Raw genomic sequence first — 26,164 nt, forward strand, 5'->3', positions numbered from 1 at the left:
CTCACACCGCCAGAAAGGGTGGGATGCGCAGATGGCGCCGACCGACTTCCACGAAAAGCGGGTCGCGCTTGGCCGCCCAGACCGCGGCGAAATGTCCGATTGCCCAGATAGCAAGACCGACCAGCCAGAGGCGCAGACCGAGACCGACCGCTCCGGCAAGCGTGCCGTTCATGATGGCGATCGAACGCGGCGCACCGCCGAGCAGAATATGTTCGGTCAGGGCGCGATGGACCGGGACCATGAAGCCCGGCACCTCGCCAAGCTGTTCGAGACCCACCGCCATCAGATCATCGCTCCGCCGCCGAATGAGAAGAAGCTGAGGAAGAAGGAACTGGCGGCAAAGGCGATCGACAGGCCGAAAACGATCTGGATCAGCCGCCGAAAGCCGCCCGCCGTATCGCCGAAGGCCAGGGTGAGACCGGTAACGATGATGATGATCACCGCGATGATCTTGGCGACCGGACCTTCGATCGATTCCAGAATGCTCTGAAGCGGTGCTTCCCAGGGCATCGATGAACCGGAAGCATGGGCTGCAGGCGCCATCATCATGCTGAGCACGATGACGGAGCCGGCAAGCGACAAATGGCGACGAAGGGTGCGCAAGGCATGGGTCATGCTTGAGGCTCCTCAAGGATTTCGGGATGGGCGGCGGAAGGCTCGCAGGCCGGCACGACGCGATAGTCCCCGTCCGGGCCGAGGCCCTCGATGCGCGAGAGTTCCGCGAGGCGGCGCGCTGAGCCACGGCCAGACAGGACCGCGACGAGGTCGATGGTTTCGGCGATCAGCGCACGCGGAACGGTGACCACCGCCTCCTGGATCAGCTGCTCCATGCGCCGCAGCGCGCCGATGGCGCTTCCGGCATGGATGGTACCAACGCCACCGGGATGGCCCGTACCCCAGGCCTTGAGCAGTTCGAGCGCTTCGGCGCCGCGCACCTCGCCAACGGGGATCCGGTCAGGCCGCAGGCGCAACGATGAGCGCACCAGATCGGACAGCGAAGCGACATCGTCCTTGGTGCGCATGGCGACAAGATTGGGCGCGGCACATTGCAGCTCGCGCGTATCTTCGATGATCACAACGCGATCCGACGTCCGCGCCATTTCAGCGAGCAGCGCATTGGTCAGCGTCGTTTTGCCGGTCGAGGTGCCGCCTGCGACTAGGATATTGGCCCGCTCGGCAACCCCAACGCGCAGCGCTTCGGCCTGGAGCGCTGTCATGATCCCGGCAGCGACGTAATCATCGAGGGTGAACACCGCGACGGCGGGCTTGCGGATGGCAAAAGCCGGTGCCGTCACCACAGGCGGCAGCAGACCTTCAAAGCGCTCGCCGCTATCGGGCAGCTCGGCCGAGACGCGCGGCGCTCCGGCATGAACTTCCGCGCCGACATGATGGGCGACCAGGCGGATGATGCGTTCGCCATCGGCGGGCGAGAGGCGTTCTGTGGTGTCGGCAAGACCTTCGGAGAGACGATCGACCCAGATGCGACCATCCGGGTTCAGCATGACCTCGACCACGCCGGGGTCATCGAGAAGCCGGGTGATGGCGCCCCCGAGCGCGGTGCGCAGCATGCGTGAGCTGCGAGCGTGTCCTTCGCTATTGTGGTAGGAGGCCGCCATTGTGTCCCCGTTCTGGCCGGAGACAAGACGATCCTGTCCCGACGGGGACGATTAAAAGAACCCGAAACAGGGCCGATTCAACACCTGCTTGGCGGCGTCGTAGCCTAGCGTGCAAATACAGGAAAAAGCGTAGGGTACGGTCGACTGGATCCTGTAGCTACACGGACTCGATGCACGTGGAGCTTAGCCAAGGCGCGAACGCGCCTCACGATAGAATGCGGTTTCGACAGGCGCCAGCCCCCGCAGAACGGAGCCGATTAGCGTGCCCCCTCCCGACGGTCCGCTCGTTATCGCTGCGACCGCGGCTCTTGTGTTCTTGATTTGTTCTGGTATCCTTCCTTAACTCGCTCGGAATAGTATTCTTCAATATTTTGCAGGGGGGATCGAGTGTGCTTGTAGAGAATCTTTCTATCGGTCGAGTTGTTATGCACGAGGTCTTCCAGAGGAAAGACGGGCCCAATGTAGTGCCGCCATCCTATGGCAATGAGCTCGAAATTCTGGATGCCAAGGCTCTCAGTCACTTTGGAATGCGCATCACTGACGCGCTCTCAGCACAGTCCAAGAGCATAGAGATGCGGATAGTGAAGACCGAGGATGCGAGCGTGGTTGGAACGGCTCGACGTCTTGTTCTCGCAACCGACACCGATTTCCCCGACGTCTCCAATCACATGGCCGATGCCCTCGCTGATGCACAGAAATCACGAGGGATTCCCGGGGGAATGCTTCTGGTCTTTGATGGTAAAGTCGGTGGCGACGCAAAGCCCTTCGTCGGGGTGATTAAAGCGGAGATGCAGTCCGGCTTTCAGCGCCGATCGGCTGCAGCAAAAGTTGTGACCGAATTCCTTGAGAACATCTTTCTTACTCCAGCCACGAGACTTTACAAGCTCGCCCTGTTCATCTCTGATGACGTCGCTGTTACGGCGAGCACAATTTGGAGATGCTTTGTTTTTGACAGTAATATCACGGCCCGCTCGGCGAGAGAATGCAGCCGTATATTTCTATGATGGCTTTCTTGGCTGCGCCTTTCCTGAGAACGGGAAATACGAAACTGCGAAATTCTTTGATCTCACGAAGGAATTCGTTCGCACATCAGTAAATGACCGAGATCTTCGAAGGGACCTGAGCGACGCGCTGTTCGCCTTCGTTAAGGTGGATCAGGCGCCCACGTTCACCTCACAACAGTTCGGCGAGACCTATCTGCCGCCCGAATTGCGCGACCCGTTTAACAAGTTCCTTGAAGCCAAGAAATTCCCAACCAATAGAGCCGTGGTTCGGGACATCAGCGAGATGGGTGGCAGGTTGCGGCGCCGGAAGTACAAGTTCGGTCCAGACATCGAGTTTTCGGCATCCCCGGACGCGATACGAAATGGCACAGTGACAATCGAGGATGTACCGCCCGGCGATGCTTCCGAGGGCGTGGCTGCAAGCTGGACCAAGATCACGGTCCGCAGGCCAGTCGTCGAACAACTATGACGACCGAGTTCGAGATCCTGCGGCGCTGGGAGGCGGAGCAGCAGCACTACGATGCCTGGGGCAGGTTCATCGTCCACACGGTCATCGACGGGCTCTCGACTCAGGTGGAGGCGCCGGATCTTTTCTTGCGCCTTCCAGTTAAGCACAGGCTGAAGGAGAGCAAGTCGCTCATCCAGAAGGCACTCTATCGTGGCAAAGGCTATGCCAACCCGTATGACGACATCGAGGACAAGGTGGGTATTCGCTTCGTCGTGCTCACCTCGGACGAAATACCCATCGTCGAGAAGGCGATCACCGAATTCGGCGACAAGTACTGGTTCTGGGAAAAGGCGCGGGACTTCGCCGAAGAGCGAGACCGTAAGCCTTGGGAGTTCGGGTACCAGTCGGTCCACTACGTGGTTCGGGCAAAAACGGGGATCGTCTTCGAGGGCCTCCCTATACCGCTGGACATTCCGTGCGAGATCCAGGTCCGCACGCTGCTGCAGCACGCATTCAGCGAAGTCACCCACGACACGATCTACAAGCCGAGCGTCAAATCGACGCCCGAGATGATGCGGGCTGCGGCAAAGGCGATGGCGTTGATCGAAGCGACTGACGACTACTTCCGCCAAGTCGGCAGTCTCATCGACGCATCAGTCAAGGGCGTCAGGGCGCTGATCGAGGCCTTGTCCGTGTATTATCGAGATAAGACCGGAGCGGACGCGACTGTCACCGCTCTGGACGGCGAGCTGATCGACGCGTACCTCCCATTGGCCGACGAGAGCTCGATTGACGACATCCTCCTTTGGCTGAACACCAAGGGGTTCATCATGGAACGCATCAAGGGCCGACGAGAGGACCAGACCCTGTTCGCTTTGCCCTCAATCTTGTTGCTCTATTTCGTGGTGGGCAATTTCCCGAGCATCGCCACCTCGCCCGGTTTGCTGACCGATGAGGAACTGGGGCCGATATACTCCGACCTTGGCTTGGCCCTCCCGCAGTAGCCACCAAAGTAGTCCGAGGCGTTAAAGCGAGAGCCGAAAATTGGGTCGGAAGCTGTCGGCTCGATTGCGCGCCCAATACTTTTAGCTGGCAGCAGGCCACTCAGCTATTGTCCGCTGGATCTATGTCCTCGCTAATTTCCTGCCGCAGCTTGGGCCCTTGCGCCAGCCGCCGCCCGAGCGCGGCCACGAAAGCGTCATAGCGCTCGGCCGCTTTAGCTCGCGCCGCCTGAGCGGCGGGTTCGGGCAGCGCCGGGGTCGAGGAGAGCCAGAAGCGGATGAACACCGCCATGGTCTCGACGCTGATCCCGAGATCGCGCTCGAGGCGCATCAGACGACGGTCAACCTGATCGATCCGCTTAGCGATGGCCGCTTCGCGCCTCTCATCGGCGTCGGGCGAGAGGAAAGATGCGATAGCGGCTTCGGCGATCATCGACTGGGACTGGTCCCGGCGAGCAGCATAGTCCGCAAGCATCGTCATGATCTCGGGATCGAGATAGACCGAGACTTGCGCCTTCTTCTTGCGACGAACCATGATGCTCAAAGCTCCATGCCGTCGCCGGGATCCATCGAGACCTGCCGCGCGACGCCGCGCATCACGCGGGTCAGCCGCTGGCTGCGGGCGGCCTCATCGTCGCTGCCGTCATAGGGCAAGGGGTCGAACTCGTTTTCGATCGGCGCCCTTTTCTCGACCGAGTTGACGCGTCTCAGCTCCGGCTGCTGCCGGTGCTCCGATTGAGTGGGATCCTCATCGTCAACCATCACCGTTTCGATCGCGGAACCTGGGCTTACCGGCAGAGGCAAAGCACTCCAATCGTCGGTCTGCGTCGCTGCGGCCGCAAGCAATTCCGGCGGCGGCAGAACGCGTTCGGTGAACCGGCGGTCCTCATAGTAGCGCGCCTTCTTCGCCCGGATCGGCGGGGTTCCGGCGACCATGACGATCTCGTCGGTTGGCGGAAGCTGCATGATTTCGCCGGGCGTCAGCAATTGGCGGGCGGTTTCGGATCGCGAGACCATCAGATGTCCGAGCCAAGGCGACAGCCGGTGCCCGGCATAGTTCTTCATCGCCTTCATCTCGGTTGCCGTGCCAAGCGCATCGGACACACGTTTGGCGGTGCGCTCGTCATTGGTGGCGAAGCTGACGCGCACATGACAATTGTCGAGGATGGAATTGTTGGGGCCGTAGGCCTTCTCGATCTGGTTGAGCGACTGCGCAATCAAAAAGCTCTTGAGCCCGTAACCGGCCATGAAGGCCAGCGCACTTTCGAAGAAGTCCAGGCGCCCGAGCGCGGGAAATTCGTCGAGCATCAGGAGCAACCGGTGGCGGCCGCCATTGGCCTGAAGGTCTTCGGTCAGCCGACGCCCGACCTGATTGAGGATCAGGCGGATCAGCGGCTTGGTGCGATTGATGTCGGAAGGCGGCACGACAAGGTAGAGCGTCGTCGGCACTGTCGCTTTCACCATATCGGCAATGCGCCAGTCACAGCGGCGGGTGACTTCGGCAATGACCGGATCGCGGTAAAGCCCGAGAAAGGACATGGCGGTCGAAAGCACGCCCGAGCGCTCATTGTCGGATTTGTTCAGCAATTCGCGCGCCGCGCTGGCGATGACCGGGTGGGGGCCGGCCTCGCCCAGATGCGCGGTTTTCATCATGGCCGCGAGCGTTGTCTCGATTGGCCGTCTGGGATCGGAAAGGAAGGCGGCAACCCCGGCGAGGGTCTTGTCCTTTTCGGCATAGAGGACATGCAGGATCGCGCCGACTAGAAGCGAATGGCTGGTCTTTTCCCAATGATTGCGCTTTTCGAGACTGCCTTCGGGATCGACCAGGATATCGGCGATATTCTGAACATCGCGCACCTCCCACTCGCCGCGGCGGACCTCGAGCAGCGGATTGTAGGCGGACGATTTCGGATTGGTGGGATCGAACAGCAGGACGCGGCCATGCCGGGCGCGAAAGCCGGCGGTGAGCTGCCAGTTTTCGCCCTTGATGTCGTGAACGATGGCCGAGCCTGGCCAGGTCAGAAGCGAAGGCACGACGAGGCCGACGCCCTTGCCGGAACGCGTGGGCGCAAAACACAGCACGTGCTCTGGTCCGTCATGGCGAAGATAGCTCCCCTCATAGCGGCCGAGCACCACGCCGTCGGGATCGAGCAGGCCCGCCGTCTTTACCTCCTGCGGTTTCGCCCAGCGGGCCGACCCGTAGGTTTCGGCATTCCTGGCTTCGCGGGCGCGCCAGACCGACATGCCAATCGCGACGGCGATGGCGATGAACCCGCCCGAAGCGGCGATCATCCCGCCTTTGGCAAAGACTTCCGGCGCATAGGCCTCGTAGAAATACCACCACCAGAAAATCGCCGGCGGATAGTAGACGGGCCAGCCCGCAAGGCGAAACCACGGGGTTCCGAGCTGGGCCTGAAACCCGAGCTCCCAGGCGACATATTGCGTGGCCGCCCATGTCGTCGCCAGGATGATCAGGAAGACCGTGAGGATCTGGCCCCAGAGGATTTTCGTGGCTGACATGGCAGGTCCTTTCGATGCGGCGCTCAGAGGCCAAGCCCGCGCTGTCGTCCAAAGCTCCAGTCCACCCCGCCATTGCCGCGGGCGAGACCCGAGACATGGCGGTCGAGGTGCTTTTCGAGCGAGGGCGACCAGGGGACGAGTTGAAAGCCGAGTCCGTCATCGATCATGGCGAAGCGGCCCGACGCGAGCGTGAGACGCTGGCGGTAGGTGCCGGCGACATAGTCACCCTCGGCGGCGCGGTTGAACGCAAGGCCGGTTTCTCGCGACAGCTTGTCGCCTAGCGCGTCGAGCTCACGCCGCCGCAGGGTCTCGATCAGGTTGCGGCTGAAGACGATCCGGCGATGCTGGCGCGAGGCCAGCCCTTCACCGACCAGATGCTCGGCGCGTTCATCCAAGGCCTGGCGCACCTCTGCCCCGAAACCGCCCGCGGACAGCGCAGCCGGATCGCGCGCCAGGGCCTGCCGGTCGAGCCAGGTGGCGCCGGGTGCCGAGACCTGCGCCTGCAAATCGAGATCGGAGCGCACCGCGATTGCGACCCGCCGCTGCCCTCTGGCGTCGTCGAACCCGCGCAGCTCGACGATGGAACCGGGTGCGCTGTCGCCGGCCGCATCGAGATCGGGAAGCCTGATATGATGGGTTCGGCCATCGACGCCGTCGACCACGGCATAGGCGGTGCCTTTGAGTTCATCATCGAGCCCGCGCTCGACCAGCCTGCCGATCACAGGCGCCTCCAGGCTCTCACCGGCGAGCACATAGCTTGCCGCGCCGCGCTCTATGCCGCGCTCGGTCAGCGCGCGGTGCATGCGCTTGATGATGTCGCCGCGCTCGCCGAGTTCGCGCAGCACCGCTTGCGCCTTGTCGTCGATCGCCCATTGGCCGGGACCGATCTGCTCGACCAGGCCGAGAGTTTCGAGTTTGCGCAGCCGTCCGAGTTTCAGCGCACGATATTCATCGGGCGGCTCGCCAGCCCGCAGAGCGATATCGATGATCCCGGTGCCGCGTGCGTCGCGTACCAGCTGGCGGTCGAGACCAGTCCAGCGTTCCGCAGCTACCTGACGCTCGAGCGTTCGGCGAATGTCGTGTTCGGTGCGCGGCCCGAGCTCCTGGGTGATGAGATCGCGCGCCCGGTCGCGCATCCCTTCCTTGATGTAGTCGCGCGCGATGACAAGATCCTGGCCGTCATCGCGCACCCCGCGCACGACCAGATGGACATGGGGATGCTCGGTATTCCAGTGATCGACCGCCACCCAGTCCAGCCGTGTGCCAAGATCCTTTTCCATCTGCCCGGCCAGATCGCGGGTAAAGGATTTGAGGTCCGCCATGTCGAGGGCGTCGTCGGGCGAGACGATGAAGCGGAAATGATGCCTGTCGCCGCCGCACCGTTCGGTAAAGGCGCCGCCATCCATTGAATCGCGCTCTGGCCCGAACAGCCGCGCCTTCTCCCCGTCCCGGGTGACGCCATCGCGGCGCAGATAATCGAGATGCGTGCCAAGCGGCGTCTTGCGAGCGGTGTGACGGACAACGCGCGCCTTGATCACGGCGCCGCGCGAGCGGGCGGTGATAAAACGATTGGCCTGAATGCTGGCGCGTTGGCCATGCCCAAACCGCGAGCGGTTGCCCGAGACAATCCGGCCTGAGCGTGAAACGCCGCCGCCGGCCTTCTTGGCCGCCGCCAGTGCCTGGGCAATGAACGGCCGCGCCTGTTGAGCGCGGGTCGAACGGATACGCCCGGGACGAATACGGAACTCGCGCTCATCGGGCATGATGCGGTCCCGCAATGTGTGAAAACCGGAGCAAAAACGGGCAATCATGCCTTGCGCGCACATTGCGCCCTTGCGCCACAAGGTGCGGAATCGCAGAAAATCCTGAGCAAAAACAACCGACCGTCTGGCCGACAATGTGCGGCCTTTTATCCTGCCATCGGTCGGTTGTTGCGGTCCTCCCCTGCCAGCCAGCACGCCATGGCGCGCTGGCCCACGATGCCGTGCGATCGCGCAAAAGCCGCATCATGGTGCGGCACCGCTATCGGCTCGAGTGACAAAAATGGCCTCGTGCTGTCGCCGGTCGGGCGCACCGGCTGCATCCGGAACGGGGGTGCGGGTGTCGGTGCCCTGCGCAGACGCCGGGTCGCGGATAGCGCTCGTTCGGTTGCCGCTGCGCGCAACAAAGAGCGGCGCCTCGCGCCAATCGGGCGGCAACGCAGCGGGGATGGAAGCGCCGCGAGACGGCACCGCATTGCCCAGGATTGGTGCGAGCCTGGCGACATAGGCGCGCGTTTCGGCGGGCAGGACGCGGCCCGCCGAAAGGTATTCATCGTAGCGGCCCGGCCCGGCATTATAGGCTGCCAGCATCGCCGCGACATTGCCGTAGCGATCGAACATCGCGCACAAATAGGCCGCGCCCGCGAGGATATTGTCGCGCGGATCATAAGGATCGCGGCCCAGGCCATGGCGCTGCCGCAGCGCCGACCAGGTGGCAGGCATGATCTGCATCAGGCCCATCGCCCCGGCCGAGGATATGGCGCGGCGATCGCCCGCGCTTTCGGCCTGCAGGACCGCATCGATCCAGAACTCGGGAATGCCGAAACGCTGCGAAGCTTCGGCAATATGGTCGGCATTTGCATCGTGCAGGATGCGCGGCGCGAGCAGGCTCGGTTGCGCCTGCGCCGCGACGCCGACCGGGCTGCAGAACAGGCCGGTAAGGAGAAGGAAGGCAATGGATCGGGCGGCGCGATGACGCCCGATCGCAACGGAGTGACCGAGGCGACAACGCGGCATCGCTCAGTCCTTTGCATCGCGTTTGGGCGGCCGGTTCCAGTGCAGCGACCAGGACGCCGCATCAGCGCCGTTCTGGAACAGCGCGGCACGGATCGGATACGGCAAGGCCGGATCGTCGATCAACACGGAGAGATATTCTCCGGCCTTCTCGCCAGTGCGTGTCCAGGCTGCCCCGATCTCGGGGCCGGTGTCATCTTCGCCGAGGTGGACGCGATGGTCCGGGGCATTCTCGACATTGGCCGGATCCACCGCGACGATGGCGATCTCGCGGTCGAGCGTGAGTGTCTGGATGCGCCCGGCAAAGCCTGTCTTGTGCCTGGTAAATTCACCGATCTGCGGCATGGCGGTTTCCTTTCCTCAAGCGGTGAAGACGATCGGGCGGACATCGCGCCCGCCCTTGGACAGGCGTTCACCGCGTTGACGCCTGCCATTCGAAGCGACCGTCACCATTCGCATCGGTCCAGATCGGCACGACGCGGGCGGTGACGGCAGAAAGCGGAAGCGGCCCGAAATAACGGCCATCGAAACTGTCGGCGGCGTCCCAGTTCATCAGGAACACATCGCGTTTGGCGATCACACGGCAGCCCTGCCAGGAGGGCAGGTCGCGGCCCATCCGGTCGCGCTCACGGGCATGGCCATAAAGGTGGTCGTAAGCGGTAATGGCCGTGCCATGGCGGCAGACTCTCGTGCCGTGGAGCGCCAGGACGCGCTTGATCAGTGGCACGCCGCGCGGAAGGTAGCGGCGCGCTTCAAGCAGCTCCGCCAGCGCGTCTGGCGGCCGGACCGCGACCAGATCGGTGACTTCGATAGGGCCGGCTGGCTCGACGGCGTAGAGGCCGATGGGCGCACTGGCCGAGGCGTTCCAGATGAAGCGCGGACCATGCCCGGTGACCACCGGGGCTATGACCAGCCCGACCGACACCAGCGCGGAAGCGAAAATGGCGCGCCGGGTCATGGGCGAATGCTTCGCCGCTTGATCCAGGCGCGATGCTGCGCGCGCGTGTAGGCGCGGGGGCTTTCCCCGGCCGCCAGTCGGTTATGAACGTGGCGCCAGTGATCGGGCGCGACATCGGCCCCGTCGATGCCGCCTGCCTCGATCGCGTCGATGAGCTGGAGCACGCGCTCGACTTTCGGCCAGCCAGAGACTGTCAACAGAAGTTCGCCGCCCGGCGTGACGGCGGGAACGGTCTGGTAGGCTTCGTGCGCCGCGACCGCGCGCAGGATGTCGAGATGGGAGGCGACGGTGCCGTAGTCATTTGCCGTCCAGCGCACGAAGGCGAAAAGGCTCCCGGGAGGAAAGCCGAGGACACGGCGCCTGCGGTCGATAACACGCTCCTGAACCGGATTCCCGAACCGCACCCAATATTCGATCGACTTCTCGATCCAGATCAGCTCCACCTCGGTCAGCGCCGCAGCTGATGAGGAGCGCGCGCCCTCGACCACCAGCTTTCGATGGGCCGCCAAGCCGGTCATTGCCCATCGTCCCCGGCAGGTGGAAATTCACGCTCCAGCAGCGCGCGCAGCATGTCGGCGACCGTCATGCCGCGCTCAAAGGCCGCGATCTTGATGCGGCCGCGCTGCGCCGGCGTCACATCGATGGTGAGCCGCGCCGTGTTCGCAGCGCCGTCCGCCCTACCGGCCGGCTGCTCTTTTGCGGCTCTCACCCAGGTTTCGGGATCGGCCGGCCGGCGGGCAAAGCCGCTCGTGGGCGCTCGGGTGCTCATGATACCCTCCGCGTGCGCGGGAGCCGCTCGATTTCGTCAACCAGCGCTGCGATCTCAGCGGCCGCGGCTGTGGCGCCGTCCAGTTCGTGAACGAGACGGCCGGTCTGGGCGGCGCTGGCGAAGGCGACACGCTGCCCGATCCGGCTCGCGAGCACCGGAGGATCGTGATCGGCGAGCGCAGCGGCGGTTTCGCGGCCTAGGATGGTGCGCGCAGCGCAGCGATTGAGGACGAAGCGGGCGACGAGATCGGGCCGGTAAATGCGCGCTTCGGCGATGAGCGACAGCATCTCGGCGGAAGCCCAGCCATCGAAGGGCGAGGGCTGCACCGGGATCAGCACCAGGTCGGCGGCGATTAGCGCGGAGCGCATGAGGCCGGCGACACGCGGCGGCCCATCGATGACGACATGATCGGCCTGCCGGGACAGTTCCGGCGCTTCCCGGTGCAGCGTATCGCGAGCAAGGCCGATGACACCGAACAGCCTCGGCGAGCCCTCATGACCGCGCTGCTCAGACCAGTCGAGCGCCGAGCCTTGCGGATCGGCATCGACCAAAATGACCCTCTGCCCCCTTCCGGCCCATTCTCCGGCGAGATGCAGCGCCAGTGTCGTCTTGCCGACACCGCCCTTCTGGTTGAGCAGAGCCACGATCATCGCTGACCGTCCTCACGCTCACCGCGCAGCGGGCGCATGGTGTCGAAGCGGATTTCTGATGTGTGATCGGATGGCGTTGGTGGCCGCCGGTTCGCCGTCGCTCTGAGCGCCTGGCCGGTGCGGGCGATGAGGTTTTCAACATCGCGCCTGCGCTCTTCAAGGTTAGATTCTGTGTTAGACTCTCTGTTAAGGGGGCGATTTGCCGAACGATCTCCGTGCCTTAAACCCGGATCGGGTTCCCGATAGCACGAGCCGCCGGTTCCCGATGGCACGATAGTCCGGGTTCCCGATAGCACGAGGCCGTCCACAGCTTTTCCACAGGCCGGCCATGGCTCGAAGGCGAGCAGCGCCCGGCGCCCGGTCTCGATCTCGGTAAAGAGCCTGTAGCCGGGCAGCGGCTGACGGCGGATGATATCGCGCAGTTCAAAGGCAAAGCGCTTATAGGGCGAGAGAGAGCCGGACTTCTGGTGCAGATGACGAAAATCGAACCGCCATCCGCCCTTCTGGCGGCCGCCATGCTTGCGCACGAGCCGGTAAAGCCAGCGGTCGAGCCCGCCGGTCAGATCGAAATAGGCCCGATCGATGGTCAGGATCAGCGCATCGTCCAGGACAGCGCGATAAAACCAGTCCGGCACGATCAGTTCGATACCATCGGGGCGCCCGTTGCCGTCGGTTCGTTCCTGCCATTCATTGATCCAGGAGAAGCGGTGTCGCCGCCCTTCAGCGGGCTGGCGGATCGTGGTCGAGATGGTGGTGGATTGCAGCCGGTCGAGCGCCGCCTTGAGACGCTGGTAATCGCGCAGGCTGGTGCCACGGCCAATGAAGGTGAGAATCTCATAGGGCGTCGCCGCCATGAGCCGCGAGGTGCGCAAGCCTGTGTCGCGCGCTTCGACGATCTGGCTGGCAGCCCAGATCAGGATATCGGCGTCCCAGATCGTTGCCATGCCGTGGTCGGCAACCGCCTCGACGCGAATCGAGATTTTTCCGGCGGTGAAGTCGATCGGGGTGATGCGATGTGATTTGGCGAGCGAGAAGAATGGATACGCCATGAGGTCCTGCGCGTCCCGCGGTGCGAAGTCACCGGGAAGCGCTCTGAACAGGTCGAGCTGCCCGCGCTCGGACGGGGAACGTCGCCGGATCGCCATGGGTAATCCTCGCGCGATGGTCAGCGATTGATGCCGCCGGCCGACCCACAGGCCGCTGGCATGTGCCGTTTGGCTGGCAGAACCTGTCCGCGCGGATCGGAGGTTGACGTGACCGCGCCGCGCGAAGCCCAGGCTTCGAGATCAGCTACCGAATAGACGACGCGCCCACCGAGCTTGCGATAGGCCGGGCCGGTTCCATAGGTGCGGTGCTTTTCCAGCGTGCGCGCCGAAAGGCTGAGAAACACCGCCGCTTCCTTGGTGCGCAGGTAGCGTGGCGGCAGGGCGGTGAGATTGGGTCGCATTGTCGGGCCTCCGTGGCGTTGCCGGGCGCCGCTGCGGAGCAACGGCGGATCGCGATCACGGTGGCGAAGGAATGCAGGCGGGGTGGATGGGGAAGATAACAGGCGAACAATCCCCACCCCCCGGGCGTCGAAGCGCGCTCAGGATCGGCGACGATGCCGTAGCAATTTGCGATAGCCGCCATTGATGAACGGCCCGGCACTTTCGATCAGCCCGATCACAGCATCGCGCAAGGGTGAGGTCTTCCAGGGCTCGGCCGCGACCCGCTCGGGACCGAACAGCGCGATGGCGATCTGGCGATAGGTCGCGCCATTGGCCCGGCCGTCGGCGGCTCGCATCATCAGTCGGATACGTCGACGCTGGTACGGCGTGATGCGTCCGTCGCGCGTAACGGGGCGCGCGTTCAGCGCTTGCCAGAGCCGCAGCACTGCCTCGACCCGATCGGGCAGATCGTCGTCGAGTGGCAGGATGACAGCCGAGGTTCTATCGGTTTTTCGGCCCGACAGCAGGAGGATCTGCGCGACGATGCCCCCGCGATGGATGGCATGGAGACCTTCCGGACTCGGGCGAACGTCAGCAGGCGCGGCCAGTGACGATGACGGCGGCAGAAATTCCGGAGCGTCGTCAGCGAGCAAGACCGCCGGATTGGCGAGCGGCGACCATAGGACGTCCTGACGAAGCGCGGAAAGGCTCGGACGAGCCGGGAAATCGCAACCCCCAGTGACGCTGGGCGTCGGTTGAATAGGGATGATCTTCGGCCTTCATGGCGACGAGTTCGCCATAATGCTCCTGGTAGCGTTCAAACCGCCGCAAACATTCCCATGCGAGCCCTTCGACCGAGAGCGTGTCGAAGAATTCATAGCGACGACCGTCTCGCCAATGGGAAGTGTCCGGTCGCACCCGTCCCTCCTCACGTGCAAAGCGCAGGTCAGATTTTTCGCCGAGCTATTTACGACAAGATCTGTTGCAGCAGCATGACAGGGCGGCCAGCAATGCGGAAAATCTGCCGACAGGCCGCGAAACGCCGTATCTCGCCCGCGTGTCGCCGTGCGCCGCGCCGGACGCGAACTTCAGACCTATCGCTTCCACAGAAGATGACGGTAACCGGTCTGCGCCATCCATTTGGCGCGCGCCAGATGAGTATCATGGACCCGGCGCGCGCGATCCGGCTCGAGATTGGGGTCGATGCCAAACAGGATATGAACGGCTTCGGTCCACTCGGCACCATCGGCAGCGGCATCCAGCAGTCGCATGTACAGCTTGATATGGGCACGGTCGTAGGCGGTTAATTCGCTGGAGACCGGCGGTGCATCCTCGAAGGGTTCTATCGGGGGCATGTCAGTTGCCTGGTGCGTGCTGCCCACTGCAGGACGCGAGATAACACCAGATACTCCAGGATTGTGTGTTTTGGGAGAATATCGCTCGGAGGGAACACGGCGTCTGCCGCTCGCCCGTCAGCGCTTTTTGTCACCACCATCATGGACCAGCAGCACTCCGTGTCCACGCTCGGTCGACAAGAGGACGACACCGGCTGCTTCGAGAGCCCGACGGACCTGATCGCGCGTGCTTTCGTACACCTCGAGGCCGCTTTCGGATTCGAGGCGCTTGAGCGCGGTCAGTGATACACGGGCCTTGTCAGCAAGCGTCTCCTGTGTCCAACCCAGCAAGGCGCGCGCGGCCCGCGACTGTCGGGCGGTGATCATGCATGATCACCTCCCATTGCGACCGGCGCGCACTCCAGAACTACGACTATAATAGTCGTTCTTGGCAAATAGTCATCGGGAATTGGCCGTCTGTTCCGCCGCTACGGCGGCGCTGACCTTTGTTGTCGGACGACTGATTCGGCCAACGAAGGCTGACGGGATTGGCCATGGAAGGTCATTGCATGATCTTCAAACGTATCAATCTCTCATGTGGAGATATGCTTGCGGATCATTGCCTTGCCTTCCAGACCTCACTGTGATACGTTTTCGGATCAAATAGAGACAATTGATCTGTAAAGGGTTCACATGAAAGCCGAAGCAGAGGCTCTGGACATGATCGGCGACCATTTTCGGCGCGCACGGCTAGCGGCGGGCCTGACGCAGGAACAGGTCGCCGATCTCGCCGGCATATCCCGTCCCCGCTATCGCGACGTCGAGACCGGAGCTGCAGCGGCCCGCGCCACGACTCTGATCAATGTTGCGAGGGCGCTCGGCCTGGAGATGATGCTGGTTCCTCAGGCGATGGTCCCGGCCATCGAGGCGCTGCTCAGCCCTGAGGGCGAGGACGACCGGCCGGCTTTCAGCCCACAAGCGGAGGGTGACGATGAATAGAGCCCGCTCCGCCGAAGCCCTCCTGTCTCTCGATGTTTTCCTCAACGAGGTGAAGGTCGGCACGATCGTCAGGACACCGGGCGACTTCAACGCCTACAGCTTCGATCCTGCCTACCGCGCGAGCGGAGGACATCCCGTGTTGAGCCTGTCCTTCCGCGCGGCGACGGGAGGATTGCGCAAGGATCCGCGCCCGGTGGCAGGCGCCTTGCCGGCCTTCTTTGCCAACCTCCTGCCCGAGGACAAGCTGCGCGAGGCGATGGAAAAGCATCACGCCCGGACCGTCCGGCCCGGCAATGATTTCGATCTGCTGGCCGCGCTGGGCGCCGACCTGCCAGGCGCTGTGCGGGTTGTCCCGAGTAATGGAGATATCGTCGCTGCAACCGCTGCACCTGAGGGCAAGCCGAAAGCGCGCTTCTCGCTCGCCGGCGTGCAGATGAAGCTTTCGGTGATGAAGAACACCGGCAAGGGCGGCGGATTGACAGTGCCGCTCGGAGACAGCGACGGTCAGTACATCGCCAAGTTTCCTTCGACCGCCTTTCCAGGCGTGTCGGAGAACGAGTTCGCCAATCTCGCGCTGGCCGAAGCGATCGGCATGGACGTGCCCGAACGCGAGCTGGTCGGCAAAGACCAGTTCGAGGGTATTCCCGAGGAATTCGAGACCCTGGCCGAGGGGCTGGTCCTTCTTATCCGGCGGTTCGATCGCGCCGCCGGCGCGCGCCGAATCCATATCGAGGATTTCGCCCAGGTCTTCGGCATCTATCCGGCACGGAAATACGAAGGCGCGGCCTATCACGACATCGCCGCGGCGCTGAATGTGGCGATCTCGCCGATAGCGGCGCTGGAGTTCGTCCGCCGCCTGACCCTGTCGGTGGTCATGGGCAATGGCGACATGCACCTGAAAAACTGGTCGCTGATCTACCCCGGTGACGGCAATTCGCCCGCCCTGGCGCCGATCTACGACGTGCTTTCGACAGTTCCCTATATCCCGGCTGACAATCTGGCTTTGTCCCTTGGCGGCGAACGCGCATTCAAGGCCCTGACGCTGCCACGGTGGAAGGCTTTCGCCAATCGAGCGCGGCTTCCAGAGCCCGCCGTCCTGAAAACTGTCAGCGAAACTGTAAGGCGTATCGATGCGCATTGGTGGAAATTGCCGGAACGCGATGCCGTCCCATCGATCGTTCTGGAGCGGATCGACGCCCATGTCAGGGCCATGATGCCTGTGCTCTTGGACTGAGCGCCGTTCCTTGGTGCACCCAGCGGAGAAAATGGCCCCGGCTTTGTTGCCGGGGCCATTTGCGCCTCAGTCGCCGCGACGCGGGTTGGGGCGGGACCAGATCAGCGAGTAGGCTTCGCCGTCCTCGTCATCGAAGAGGTTGGCGTAGATCGGAGCGGTGAAGCTAGGATCATCGAGCTTGAGACCCAGATAATCGCGGCCTTCGCCCGAGCGCTTGGACCAGGCGGCACCGATCTCGGCGCGGCCGACCAGGACCCGGTGGCTGGGAGCGTTCTCGCCGTTTGCGCGGATGTCGGGAACGATACGCACGCCCTTGGCCTGGACACTGAGGGTGACGATTTCGCCGGTGAATTCGTTCGAACCGGTCTTCTTGAAGGTACCGATGGTCGCCATTTTCAAATCTCCGTTTTCCGTTTTTCGAGCCCGCACCATTGCGACCTCGATGGCGATCGACGGGACGGAGACGATCGCTGGCGCATCCCCGTTTGCGGGGACTGGACAGCATAGGAGGGACTTTCTTGCTCGCGCGAGGAATGACGCGCCTCGGGGCCCCATGGAACATGGGGTGGGGCCGTCAGGGGAAGAAAGTTGTGACGTCGCTGTTGCGCCAAAGCGATCGAAGCGCGCCCCGTGCGCTGGTCTTCGGCCAGATCAGGCCATGGAAGAGGCCGCTTGGAGCGGTCAGAGATACGAGAAGAACGCAGAGTCTGGCGCATTCAAGGTTCCGCCAGACCGGTCGCGACGGATGCCCGTGACGTCGCTCCTGTCCTTGGCACGCGTACCGCTATTTGACCCAACCGAAGTCGGCGAGAGCGCATCCCGCCTGGGTTCCGCAATGTGCCCGCGAGGTTCGCGCCACCCGTCCTGCGCTCCCGCTATGGGCCGCATCGCTCCACCGGGTTGATGCGAGTTCACCACGCCGGTCCCGCGCCACTTATCTTTGACGACAGCGAGCTTATCCCTCTGTTCTGGCCTCCACCCGGATTCTACACACGCGGCTAGATGCGCGCATGGCCCGTGTCAGCAGACTCGGCAGATGCCATTGCCGCAAGTCGCAAGAAGGTCGTCACTCCCACGGCAATTGCGCCAATGACCGAGAAGATGAGCTGCCAGGTTTCGGACGGCATCATATGTTTGACGATGCCGAGAGTAGCGTAAAAGCCGGCGACGACAGCCGGAGCGACAAAGACGAGCGCGATCAGCAACCGAGCCCATAGCGGCCGGATCACAATGAGCAGGCCTTGGGCTGCCGCCAAGGTCAGGCCGGCAGCGAGCAATCCGACAAGAACGGCCCCAAGCCAGCCCGCGCCGGTGCCGTAGGCCCAGATACCGGTGTTCACACCGATGAAGAAGGGCAACGCAAAGACAGCAAGGTTGAACAGCAGCCAGCATATGAAACCTATGGCGGCCATGGCGACGAGAATACCGAGAAAGGTCATGGTGGTGTCTCCGTGCAATGGATTGGACGGTGCGCCTGCCACCACCTCCACGGCGCGATCTGAACAGTAGCAGAAGTGTCAGCGATCAGTAAGAACAAATAGGGATCAAAGAGATCCCCTGACCTTGTCCGGCCCTTTTCCTTGCTCTGCCTGGACATGCTCGGATCCAGCGGCCCATCACGTTAAAGGCGATGTGTTTCGCCGGCATGACAGGACGTTGAGCCATCTCCGGTTCGTCGAAGGCCTTGAGGGATTGCGGGCGGCGCTCACGCGCCGCCCGTCCCGAAGCGGTAGACAGGAATGCCCAATTTGCGCGCCTTGTCGGCCAGATTGTCCTGAATCCCGGTACCGGGAAAGACGATGACCCCGATCGGCATCGTGCCGAGCATCTGATCGTTGCGTTTGAAAGGCGCGGCCTTGGCGTGTTTGGCCCAATCGGGCTTGAAGGCGACCTGCGGCACCTTGCGATTGTGGGCCCAGGTGGCGGCGATGCGCTCGGCGCCCTTCGGCGATCCACCATGCAGCAGCACCATGTCCGGGTGCTTGGCATGAACCTGATCGAGCTTGTCCCAGATCAATCGATGGTCGGTGGTCTCGCCACCCGAAAAGGCGATCTTCGTGCCGGCCGGTAACAGCACGTCATTGTCGGCGCGTCGCTTGGCGGCGATGAAGTCCCGGCTATCGATCATGGCCGCCGTCATCTGGCGATGATTGACCCGTGAACCCGAGCGCGGCGACCAGGGCATGCCGAGGGTGCGCAGATAGATATCGGCAGCGGTCTCGCGGAAAAGCTCAAGACTGTCACGGCGTTCGATGAGACTTTGCCCGACCCCGATCAGGGTCTCGAGCTGGACGGATTTCACCTCGGACCCGTCCTGTTCGCGCTGGAGACGCTTCTGGGCCTGCTCGTTGTCGTCGAGCTTCTTTTCGATCCGTTCGACAGCGCGGTGGAAGGTATTGACGCTCGACCAGAGGATCTCGGCAAGGTCGAAATCGAGACTGGTGTCGGCCATGGTGGAGATCAGGGCGTCGAAAATGTCAGCGACCGCGCTCTGGATGATGTGATCCTCGGGCGTGATCCGGAGATCAGGCTCGTCCTCTGACGGACGATAGCCGTAAAGCTCAAGCTCCTCGATGACATGGCCGGTGGCAGATGTCGCGTGATGGGGTTCGCGTTCGTCATGGGTGTGCATGGCAGGCTCCAATGGCAAGGACCGCGACCGTCGCGGCCTTATGGCGACGACAAGCCCGCAGGCGGTCCGGCCAGGCAGCCCGAGCCTTTCGCGAGGGCCTCGATGGCAAAGCCCGGCTGATTTGCTTCGCGCTGTAAAGGCGGGGGAGACGGGGTCCCCACGCGACTCGTCGCGTGGGGTGGCGGGCCGCCGACGGAAATCAGTCGGGCGCCGCCATTGCCCGGCCGGTCCGTTTGTGGGCCGCTCGCCCTCTCGAAGGCCGAGGCGCGGTCCCCTGCCGAATAGGGAAGGCTTCTTGTATGCCGCAACGGAATACGAGCACCCGCCCGCTTCTCATCCCGGCTATGCAGCCAAAGCCATGAAACGGCTGGCGTCGTCTGCAGCCAGTTGCCTGCGAAGCCGTACCCGCAATGCATCCAGCCCGCACGAAGTGAGGTCTTCGTTGAAGTCACCCATCATCGGCGAGAGCGTGATGGTCTCGATTCCGGCCGCCAGCGCCCGTTCGACGAGCTTGTTTCGTGCACTTTCGCCTGCCGGATCGTTGTCACGCACGATGTAGAGCCTGCGCAGATGGGCCGGGAACAGGACAGCGGCGAGGTGCCCGGCCGAGAGTGCGGCAGCCATCGGCATCTGTGGCAGCAATTGCCGCAGCGACAGAATGGTCTCGATGCCTTCTCCCGCCGCCATGACATCTTGTGCCGTTCCGAACCGGACGGCGTTACCAAGCAGGTCCCCCATGGCCTTGCGCGGCGGATCACGCGGCGCTTTGCCCGACCCGTCACGCGCGAGCCAGGTGCGGTGAGCGCCGGTTATGTCGCCATCGCCATCGGTGACCGCCGCGATTATCGCCGGCCAGGTCTCGGTTGGCCCTTCATGCTCGGGCCGCCAGTAGCAGTTCGGATGGAAACGCAGCGCGTCGGTTCCGTGCAAATCCGTAATGCCGCGTCTCCGCAAATACGTCTCTGCGAGAGTGCCCGAGATCGGTTGTGCGATGCGCCAGAGGCGGCGTGCGGCCTCTGCCGACCCCGATATAGCCGGAGTTCCGCGAGGCGGCCCCGTGGGCCCCGGTTCCGAATGAGGAAGGCTGAGAAAGCGGCGAGCTTCCGCAGCGACCTCGGCGAAGTCGAGGAGACCGACGCTTTCGCGGATTACATCGAGCAGATCACCATGTTCGCCGGTGGCAGCATCGGACCATTTGCCCGCCGGTCCCCTGGCGCTGTCATGCAGCCGCACGAACATCGAGCGTCCCGCGCCATTGCGGACGTCGCCGACCTGCCAGTAATGGCCCTGTTTATGGCCATTCGAGAGGTAGTGACGACAAACCGACTCAGCCTGCCGTCCGAGACGCTGCGCCAGCTCGGTGGCGTAAAGACGGGACATCAGGCCGCCTCCCGTTCTGCGATGCGTTCGATCGGGAAGCGCTCGACCAGCCTGCCGATAATCCCGCTGCCGGCTGCCCCGACCGGCACAAAGAAGCGCAATTTCCACGAGATGATTTCGCTGAAGAGCCCATAGGCGCGCAGGCGTTCGCGCATGGCATCGCTGAAGCCTGTAAGTTCAATGCGATAGGCACCCATGACCCGGACGCGGCGCAGTTGCAGCCCTTCGGCGAGGTCGAGAATTGTGCGCCCGTCGATCAAAGCGGCGTAAGCAGCGTTGGCTGTCAGGCTGACGCTTTCTGTGGCGGCGGCGCTGGCTGCCCATGCCGGCGAGACACGGCGGCCGATGATGCGCTCGCCATCATCGGTCTGGAGCCGATAAACACGGGTAGAATCCTGCGGCAGGCGCTTCCAGACCGGCAGGAGCAATCCTGCCACGATGTAAAGGGTGCCCTCGGAATAGGCCGGCACCTGTGCGACTTCCCGGCTCCACATGGCCGAAAAGCTGTTCCGATCAGCTTCGATCCAGCGCGTTTCGCCCATCGCACGAAGAGCAAGAGTCGTGCCTTCCATCGGCCGGAGCAGCCGTACGCGCGGCTCGATCTCGCCATCGTCCAGCATGACGCTAGTGGCCGGGATCTGGACGGCGGCGCGGGCCGAGCGTTCATTTACCAGCAGTTTTGCCCGCGGGTCGGTCAGTTCATGCAGGGCCGCATCGAGTGATATCGGCTGGTTGCGCTTGCGCTCGCTGATTGAAAGCAGCCGGGTCTCAGCGCCAGTCGCGGGGTGGGTGTAAATGACCTGACGGCCGGTCACGGTGAAGCTTTCGGCGCGGAGCGTTTCGAGACCAAGATCGTATGTGCCGGAGGCGATAGCCCCGTCGACCCGCGCTTCGAGCAGTTGCTCGAAAGCCGAGAACAAGATGGCCTGCAGGTCGATGGTCAGCGCCAGCAGCCGGTTGAGAAAGGTAGTGATCGGCGGCAGGTCGTCCTTGATGCCATTCGCATCCATCAACTTCAGACCGGTCATCTGCTCGAAACGGCCGAGCGAACACCCGTGCACCTTGCCGCGCACGATCAGCATATAGAGCTGCCGCAAGGCATCGCGGGCATAGGGGCTTTCCAGATTGTCCTCGGGCCGGAAGAGGCCCTGGCCCCCGGTCTGGCGCTGACCGCGCGTGATCGCGCCGAGCGTGTCGAGACGCCGCGCAATGGTCGAAAGGAAACGCTTCTCGGCCTTCACATCGGTCGCGATGGGCCGGAACAGCGGCGGCTGCGCCTGGTTGGTGCGATTGGTGCGGCCCAGCCCCTGAATGGCAGCGTCTGCCTTCCAGCCCGGTTCGAGAAGATAGTGGACCCGCAGGCGCCGGTTCCGCGCACCAAGATCAGCATGGTAGCTGCGCCCGGTGCCGCCCGCATCGGAAAAGACCAGAATGCGCTTCTGATCATCCATGAAGGCAGCGGTTTCGGCAAGGTTCGCGGAAGGCGCGCGGTTCTGGACTGCCAGCCGTGCCGCTGGGCCTTCGCCCTTGCGGATGATCCGGCGCGAACGGCCCGTGACCTCGGCCACGACATCGGTCCCGAACCGCTGCACGATCTGGTCGAGGGCGCCGGGAACGGGCGGGAGACAGGCCAGGTGCTCGATCATCGCGTCGCGCCGGGCAACAGCCGCCCGACATTCGACGGGCTCGCCATCGCGAAATACCGGCCGCGAGGAGAGATTGCCCTCGCTATCGGTGAAGGGTTCGTAGAGCTGCACCGGGAAGGAATGGGCGAGATAATCGAGTACGTATTCTTTGCAGTCGCAGTTTATGTCGAGCGTCGCAGTCGGAGGCGCGGGATTGCGTCGGTTCGTCATGATTTTACTCCAGATAATTACCGGTCCTTCGACCTCAACATGTCGAAGGAACCACCATGCCAACAAGATCATTTGTGTCGTTTCAGCCTGCACCAAGCAGGGTTGGAGAGCCGCCCAGTACTAACGCCCTATTCAGTGCATTCCTCTCCTCTCTGTCGGTTGAAGAGGGAACAGCCTGTGCGGTCCTGTACAGCGCAGCGATCCGCCATTTTCTGTGTTGGCTGGGACTACGCGGGATTGCGCTCGGGACGGTTGATGATCGCATCGTGCGCCGTTTTGAGCAGCATCGATGCCGGTGCCCAAGGTATTCAGCGCAAGCGACAGCCTACAAGGCCGATCTTGCGGCGCGTGTCAGGCGCTTTGTCCGGTTTCTCGAAGACCAGGGTTACATCGACGTAGCCGATGGGATTTACGATCTCGGGCGTCATCTTGCTGACTATTCGCATATGATCGATGGCCTCCAACTCGCGAAGGGGGTGGCGCAAGCCTACCGTTCAGAGGCGGAGCACTTCGCGGCCTGGCTGCGGGTATCGCGATGTCCATGGACCGATGTCGATGACACGGTCACCAAACAGTATGCCGATCACGATTGTCGGTGCCCGGTTTTCCGCAAGCGCGGCAAGCTGACCACTTCCGGCAGGAAGCGACGGCGGCGTTGCACACGGCACTTCGTTGAGTTTCTTCGTGATCGGCGCGCCATCGCTCCGGTCGCGGTGAAGGTGGTCGAAGATCCGCAGGTCGCGGCATATGTCGGTTGGCTCAGGCAGGATCGAGGCGTGACCGACGAGACGATCCGGCGATACCGGGCAGAGATTGAGCGGCTGATGCCCATGCTCGGCGCGCCGGCACAATGGGATGCTGCCACTCTGCGAGATGCGTTCGAGCGTCGCAGCAAGGAGATCCCGGGATCGGCTTCGCTGCTCGCCACGATCATGAGGAGCTATCTTCGGTTTCTTATTGGCCGAGGCCAATGCCGCCCAGCGCTGCTGCACGCAATGCCTTCCGTACGGAGATACCGGCTTTCGGCATTGCCGCGCTACATCGACCCGGCAACGATCGAGAGGATCATTGCAGCCTGCCCGACAGGTCGGCCGGTGGAAGTTCGGGATAAGGCGATCATTCTCCTGCTTGCCAGACTTGGCCTGCGAGCAGGAGATATTCGGGATATGCGTCTCGACGATATCGATTGGCGATCCGGCCATCTGAAGGTCAAGGGCAAGACGCGTCGACCGGATCGTTTGCCATTGCCACAGGGTGTTGGCGACGCGATCCTGGCATATCTTGCTGCGGCCCGCCCGACGGCCATCGAAGCGCACCTGTTCTTGCGTTCGCAAGCCCCGTTCCGGCCATTCAGTTCGTCAGCCGAGATCGCCGGCATCGTTGCACGCACACTCGAGCGCGGCGGGATCGAAGGTCTGCCGACCGGATCGCACATATTCCGGCATTCGCTTGCAACCAACATGCTGCGCTCTGGTGCAGGCCTGGAGTCCATCGGGACCATCCTGCGCCACAGCTCGACCGAGACCACCGCCATTTACGCCAAGACCGATCTGCCGATGCTCTTGAAGATCGCACAACCCTGGCCCGGAGACCTGTCATGATAAACGCACAGATTTCGCGGTACGTCGCTTTGCATCGCAGCCTCGGTCGCAAATTTTTCGAGCAGGAGCGCCTGCTTCGCAAGTTCGGCACCTACGCGACTGGCTTCGGAGACAGCCACACCCGTATCGACCGCATCTACGACTGGTGCCGAGCGACGACTTCGCAGAACACCGCGCGGACCGGCTTCACTTTCGTGCGCAACTTCTGCTTGTTTGCCCATGCCGAGGATCCAGCCAACCAGGTTCCGCCCGCCGGTGTGTTTGGCCGGGGGAAGCGTCCGCGACCAACGCCGCACATCATCCAACCGGAACAGGTCCGGGCGATCATGAAGGCGGCGCTCGATCTTCCGCCCAAGGGCATGATCAGTCCCTTCACCTATCATTACCTGTTCGGTCTGCTGGCGGCGACCGGTCTGAGGATTTCCGAAGCTCTAGCACTACAGTGCGACGATCTGGTCGAAGACGGTCTGATCGTCCGCGACGGCAAGTTCGGCAAGCAGCGCCTAATCGCCTTGCAGCCATCAATCCGTCAGGCTCTCGAGGCCTATCTCGCAACCCGGGCAAGGCTCGGTGCCACGGGCAACGATCTGTTCGTGACGATCCGGGGAAGAGCACCCCATAAGGTCCGCGCCCACGTCGTGTTCGTCAGGCTGGCGCGACAGCTCGGATATCGTGGACCAACCGGGACTGCAGGTATGCGGCTTCACGATTTGCGGCATACCTTCGCCGTACGCTCGCTCGAGTCCTGCTCGCCGGACCGGGACGCCGTGACGCATCACATGGCCGCGCTCAGTGTCTATCTCGGTCACACCTCGGTCGCCAACACCTACTGGTATCTCGAAGCCACGCCAGTGCTGCTGCGCGACATCGCTGCCGCGAGCGAGGATCTGTATCTGGGAGAAGCGGCATGACGGCGCTTGCTCCCCATCTCACAGCCTTCCTGCGCGAACATCTGCCGCGGGAACGCGCCGTAAGCCCGCATACGGTGAAGACCTATGCCAACTGCTTCGTCCTGCTGGTCCGGTTCGCATCCGATCGGCTGAAGCGTCGACCGACCGATCTCGAGATCGAGGATTTCGGCACCGACATGATCATGGCCTTTCTCGGCCATGTCGAGGTCGAGCGCGGCAGCTGTGTGCGGACCCGCAATGGCAGGCTCGCTGCGATCAGATCCTTCTTCCGGTACATCGAGTATCGGGTTCCGGCGTGTCTTGACCAGGCGCTTCGGGTTCGATCGATCCCCAGCAAGAAGGCAGACAAGACGCTGATCGATTATCTCGACCGGGCCGAGATCAAGGCATTACTCGACGCGCCCGATCCTCGGACACGGCTCGGTACGCGCGATCGCGCTATGCTGCACTTGACCTATGCAGCGGGGCTTCGGGTATCGGAACTCGTGTCGCTGCAACTGCGCGATTTCCCGGATCGATCGCTCTCGACGGTCCACATCATGGGTAAAGGCCGTCGCGAGCGGGTCTTGCCGCTATGGAAAGAGACCCAGTCCGCACTCCGCGCATGGCTTGTCATCCGTCCTGAGACTGAGGTCGCCGAGGTATTTCTCAACGCGAACGGGCAGCCCATCACCCGCGATGGCTTCGCATTCCGTCTCGCCAAACATGTCAACGCGGCAGCAAAGAAGCAGCCGTCGTTGCTGCGCAAACGAGTCACGCCGCATGTATTGCGTCATTCCTGCGCGATGCACACGCTCGCAGCGACAGGCGATATTCGCAAGGTCGCACTATGGCTTGGACATGCCAGCATCCAGAGCACCGAAACATATCTGCGCGCCGATTCAGAGGAGAAGCTGCGGATTTTGGCTGCGCATGGCGGGCCGGAAATCAGCCCTGGACGCTTCAAGCCGCCGTCAGACACTCTGATCGCCATGCTCAACGACGTCCGCAAGCGGGCATAGCCTTCGGCCACGCTGCCCCAACCGCACAATTATCTGGAGTAAAATCATG

30 protein-coding genes and 1 pseudogene are annotated in these 26,164 nt (G+C 63.1%); 8 read left to right on the forward strand and 23 right to left on the reverse strand.

Translation table 11 applies throughout. The annotated features are described in order from the left end of the window. Position 1 precedes the first annotated feature (1 nt). From KCN53_RS12155 to trbB, 3 genes are read right to left on the reverse strand one after another with little or no spacing between them, the layout of a single operon-like run. Entirely contained in the window at positions 2–283 is a 282-nt protein-coding gene (locus KCN53_RS12155; RefSeq protein ID WP_088712200.1) for a VirB3 family type IV secretion system protein, read from the reverse strand. Then, entirely contained in the window at positions 283–615 is a 333-nt protein-coding gene (locus KCN53_RS12160) for a TrbC/VirB2 family protein (RefSeq protein ID WP_088712199.1), read from the reverse strand. The genes KCN53_RS12155 and KCN53_RS12160 overlap by 1 nt, the downstream gene beginning before the upstream one ends. Continuing rightward, a complete protein-coding gene (trbB, locus tag KCN53_RS12165) occupies positions 612–1,616 on the reverse strand; it encodes a P-type conjugative transfer ATPase TrbB (RefSeq protein ID WP_088712198.1) in 1,005 nt (334 codons plus the stop codon). The genes KCN53_RS12160 and trbB overlap by 4 nt, the downstream gene beginning before the upstream one ends. A 389-nt stretch (positions 1,617–2,005) precedes the next feature. Here trbB and KCN53_RS12170 point away from each other — a divergent pair, with 389 nt between their 5' ends. From KCN53_RS12170 to KCN53_RS12180, 3 genes are read left to right on the forward strand one after another with little or no spacing between them, the layout of a single operon-like run. Beyond that, the gene (locus tag KCN53_RS12170) at positions 2,006–2,620 is read left to right on the forward strand and encodes a hypothetical protein (RefSeq protein WP_143712210.1); all 615 of its coding nucleotides are present in this window, start codon (positions 2,006–2,008) and stop codon (positions 2,618–2,620) included. Further along, complete coding sequence (locus KCN53_RS12175) at positions 2,559–3,089, forward strand: nucleoid-associated protein (protein ID WP_143712209.1); 531 nt, start codon at positions 2,559–2,561, stop codon at positions 3,087–3,089. The genes KCN53_RS12170 and KCN53_RS12175 overlap by 62 nt, the downstream gene beginning before the upstream one ends. Further along, positions 3,086–4,072, forward strand: a complete 987-nt coding sequence (locus tag KCN53_RS12180) for a GTP pyrophosphokinase (protein ID WP_088712195.1) — start codon at positions 3,086–3,088, stop codon at positions 4,070–4,072. The genes KCN53_RS12175 and KCN53_RS12180 overlap by 4 nt, the downstream gene beginning before the upstream one ends. A 100-nt stretch (positions 4,073–4,172) precedes the next feature. Here the strand turns inward: KCN53_RS12180 and KCN53_RS12185 are convergent, their stop codons facing one another. The 15 genes from KCN53_RS12185 to KCN53_RS12255 all read right to left on the reverse strand — a co-directional run bounded on the left by KCN53_RS12185 (position 4,173) and on the right by KCN53_RS12255 (position 14,888). After that, positions 4,173–4,604: a CopG family transcriptional regulator gene (locus KCN53_RS12185; protein ID WP_088713399.1), complete on the reverse strand. Its 432-nt coding sequence runs from the start codon at positions 4,602–4,604 to the stop codon at positions 4,173–4,175. Between the two features lie 5 nt (positions 4,605–4,609). Then, positions 4,610–6,589 (reverse strand): conjugal transfer protein TraG, encoded by a 1,980-nt coding sequence (locus KCN53_RS12190; protein ID WP_088712194.1) that lies wholly within the window; start codon positions 6,587–6,589, stop codon positions 4,610–4,612. 23 nt (positions 6,590–6,612) lie between these two features. Further along, complete coding sequence (locus KCN53_RS12195; RefSeq protein ID WP_088713398.1) at positions 6,613–8,352, reverse strand: relaxase/mobilization nuclease domain-containing protein; 1,740 nt, start codon at positions 8,350–8,352, stop codon at positions 6,613–6,615. Between the two features lie 243 nt (positions 8,353–8,595). Continuing rightward, on the reverse strand, positions 8,596–9,366 hold the full coding sequence (locus tag KCN53_RS12200) for a lytic transglycosylase domain-containing protein (protein WP_088712193.1): 771 nt from the start codon (positions 9,364–9,366) through the stop codon (positions 8,596–8,598). Positions 9,367–9,369: 3 nt separating this feature from the next. Then, positions 9,370–9,708: a DUF736 domain-containing protein gene (locus tag KCN53_RS12205; protein ID WP_088712192.1), complete on the reverse strand. Its 339-nt coding sequence runs from the start codon at positions 9,706–9,708 to the stop codon at positions 9,370–9,372. Positions 9,709–9,775: 67 nt separating this feature from the next. Beyond that, the gene (locus KCN53_RS12210) at positions 9,776–10,321 is read right to left on the reverse strand and encodes a S26 family signal peptidase (protein ID WP_088712191.1); all 546 of its coding nucleotides are present in this window, start codon (positions 10,319–10,321) and stop codon (positions 9,776–9,778) included. Beyond that, positions 10,318–10,839, reverse strand: coding sequence for a DUF2840 domain-containing protein (locus KCN53_RS12215; protein WP_088712190.1), 522 nt, complete (start codon positions 10,837–10,839; stop codon positions 10,318–10,320). The genes KCN53_RS12210 and KCN53_RS12215 overlap by 4 nt, the downstream gene beginning before the upstream one ends. Beyond that, positions 10,836–11,090, reverse strand: a complete 255-nt coding sequence (locus tag KCN53_RS12220; RefSeq protein ID WP_088712189.1) for a ribbon-helix-helix protein — start codon at positions 11,088–11,090, stop codon at positions 10,836–10,838. Before KCN53_RS12220 ends, KCN53_RS12215 begins: the two co-directional genes overlap by 4 nt. Beyond that, the gene (parA, locus tag KCN53_RS12225) at positions 11,087–11,740 is read right to left on the reverse strand and encodes a ParA family partition ATPase (protein WP_088712188.1); all 654 of its coding nucleotides are present in this window, start codon (positions 11,738–11,740) and stop codon (positions 11,087–11,089) included. Before parA ends, KCN53_RS12220 begins: the two co-directional genes overlap by 4 nt. Then, a complete protein-coding gene (locus KCN53_RS12230) occupies positions 11,737–12,885 on the reverse strand; it encodes a replication initiator protein A (protein ID WP_088712187.1) in 1,149 nt (382 codons plus the stop codon). Before KCN53_RS12230 ends, parA begins: the two co-directional genes overlap by 4 nt. Positions 12,886–12,905: 20 nt before the next feature. Next, positions 12,906–13,187, reverse strand: coding sequence for a helix-turn-helix transcriptional regulator (locus KCN53_RS12235; protein WP_088712186.1), 282 nt, complete (start codon positions 13,185–13,187; stop codon positions 12,906–12,908). Between the two features lie 138 nt (positions 13,188–13,325). Continuing rightward, the gene (locus KCN53_RS12240; protein WP_224199643.1) at positions 13,326–13,820 is read right to left on the reverse strand and encodes a DUF2285 domain-containing protein; all 495 of its coding nucleotides are present in this window, start codon (positions 13,818–13,820) and stop codon (positions 13,326–13,328) included. Further along, on the reverse strand, positions 13,810–14,085 hold the full coding sequence (locus tag KCN53_RS16260; RefSeq protein ID WP_189489600.1) for a transcriptional regulator domain-containing protein: 276 nt from the start codon (positions 14,083–14,085) through the stop codon (positions 13,810–13,812). The genes KCN53_RS12240 and KCN53_RS16260 overlap by 11 nt, the downstream gene beginning before the upstream one ends. Positions 14,086–14,261: 176 nt before the next feature. Further along, positions 14,262–14,522 (reverse strand): DNA -binding domain-containing protein, encoded by a 261-nt coding sequence (locus KCN53_RS12250; protein ID WP_088712184.1) that lies wholly within the window; start codon positions 14,520–14,522, stop codon positions 14,262–14,264. Between the two features lie 117 nt (positions 14,523–14,639). Continuing rightward, the gene (locus KCN53_RS12255) at positions 14,640–14,888 is read right to left on the reverse strand and encodes a helix-turn-helix domain-containing protein (RefSeq protein ID WP_047166147.1); all 249 of its coding nucleotides are present in this window, start codon (positions 14,886–14,888) and stop codon (positions 14,640–14,642) included. Positions 14,889–15,194: 306 nt separating this feature from the next. Here KCN53_RS12255 and KCN53_RS12260 point away from each other — a divergent pair, with 306 nt between their 5' ends. Both KCN53_RS12260 and KCN53_RS12265 read left to right on the forward strand, forming a co-directional pair. Next, entirely contained in the window at positions 15,195–15,500 is a 306-nt protein-coding gene (locus tag KCN53_RS12260) for a helix-turn-helix domain-containing protein (RefSeq protein ID WP_088712183.1), read from the forward strand. Beyond that, positions 15,493–16,734: a type II toxin-antitoxin system HipA family toxin gene (locus KCN53_RS12265; protein WP_088712182.1), complete on the forward strand. Its 1,242-nt coding sequence runs from the start codon at positions 15,493–15,495 to the stop codon at positions 16,732–16,734. The genes KCN53_RS12260 and KCN53_RS12265 overlap by 8 nt, the downstream gene beginning before the upstream one ends. A gap of 66 nt (positions 16,735–16,800) precedes the next feature. Here the strand turns inward: KCN53_RS12265 and KCN53_RS12270 are convergent, their stop codons facing one another. From KCN53_RS12270 to KCN53_RS12290, 5 genes and pseudogenes are all read right to left on the reverse strand, one after another. Continuing rightward, positions 16,801–17,127 carry a DUF736 domain-containing protein gene (locus KCN53_RS12270; protein ID WP_047166144.1) on the reverse strand — a complete coding sequence of 109 codons (327 nt, stop codon included), beginning with the start codon at positions 17,125–17,127 and terminating at the stop codon, positions 16,801–16,803. A 605-nt stretch (positions 17,128–17,732) separates the two neighbouring features. Then, entirely contained in the window at positions 17,733–18,173 is a 441-nt protein-coding gene (locus KCN53_RS12275) for a hypothetical protein (RefSeq protein WP_088712181.1), read from the reverse strand. A 266-nt stretch (positions 18,174–18,439) separates the two neighbouring features. After that, positions 18,440–19,366: a DUF2493 domain-containing protein gene (locus KCN53_RS12280; RefSeq protein WP_088712180.1), complete on the reverse strand. Its 927-nt coding sequence runs from the start codon at positions 19,364–19,366 to the stop codon at positions 18,440–18,442. A 342-nt stretch (positions 19,367–19,708) separates the two neighbouring features. Then, positions 19,709–20,746: a DUF7146 domain-containing protein gene (locus tag KCN53_RS12285; RefSeq protein ID WP_088712179.1), complete on the reverse strand. Its 1,038-nt coding sequence runs from the start codon at positions 20,744–20,746 to the stop codon at positions 19,709–19,711. Next, a pseudogene (locus KCN53_RS12290) lies at positions 20,746–22,542 on the reverse strand (strawberry notch C-terminal domain-containing protein); the annotation flags it as partial. The gene KCN53_RS12285 and the pseudogene KCN53_RS12290, both read right to left, overlap by 1 nt. Positions 22,543–22,658: 116 nt before the next feature. On the opposite strand from KCN53_RS12290, the gene KCN53_RS12295 reads away from it, so the two are divergent. Genes KCN53_RS12295 through KCN53_RS12305 form a run of 3 tightly spaced genes read left to right on the forward strand, consistent with a single transcriptional unit; the run spans position 22,659 to position 26,115 of the window. Next, positions 22,659–24,203: a tyrosine-type recombinase/integrase gene (locus KCN53_RS12295; protein ID WP_088712177.1), complete on the forward strand. Its 1,545-nt coding sequence runs from the start codon at positions 22,659–22,661 to the stop codon at positions 24,201–24,203. Next, the gene (locus tag KCN53_RS12300) at positions 24,200–25,114 is read left to right on the forward strand and encodes a tyrosine-type recombinase/integrase (protein ID WP_006832488.1); all 915 of its coding nucleotides are present in this window, start codon (positions 24,200–24,202) and stop codon (positions 25,112–25,114) included. The genes KCN53_RS12295 and KCN53_RS12300 overlap by 4 nt, the downstream gene beginning before the upstream one ends. Then, positions 25,111–26,115: a tyrosine-type recombinase/integrase gene (locus KCN53_RS12305; RefSeq protein WP_007015829.1), complete on the forward strand. Its 1,005-nt coding sequence runs from the start codon at positions 25,111–25,113 to the stop codon at positions 26,113–26,115. Before KCN53_RS12300 ends, KCN53_RS12305 begins: the two co-directional genes overlap by 4 nt. Positions 26,116–26,164: the final 49 nt, after the last annotated feature.

Source organism: Pacificimonas aurantium, from assembly GCF_020092905.1.
Taxonomy (GTDB): Bacteria; Pseudomonadota; Alphaproteobacteria; order Sphingomonadales; family Sphingomonadaceae; genus Pacificimonas; species Pacificimonas aurantium.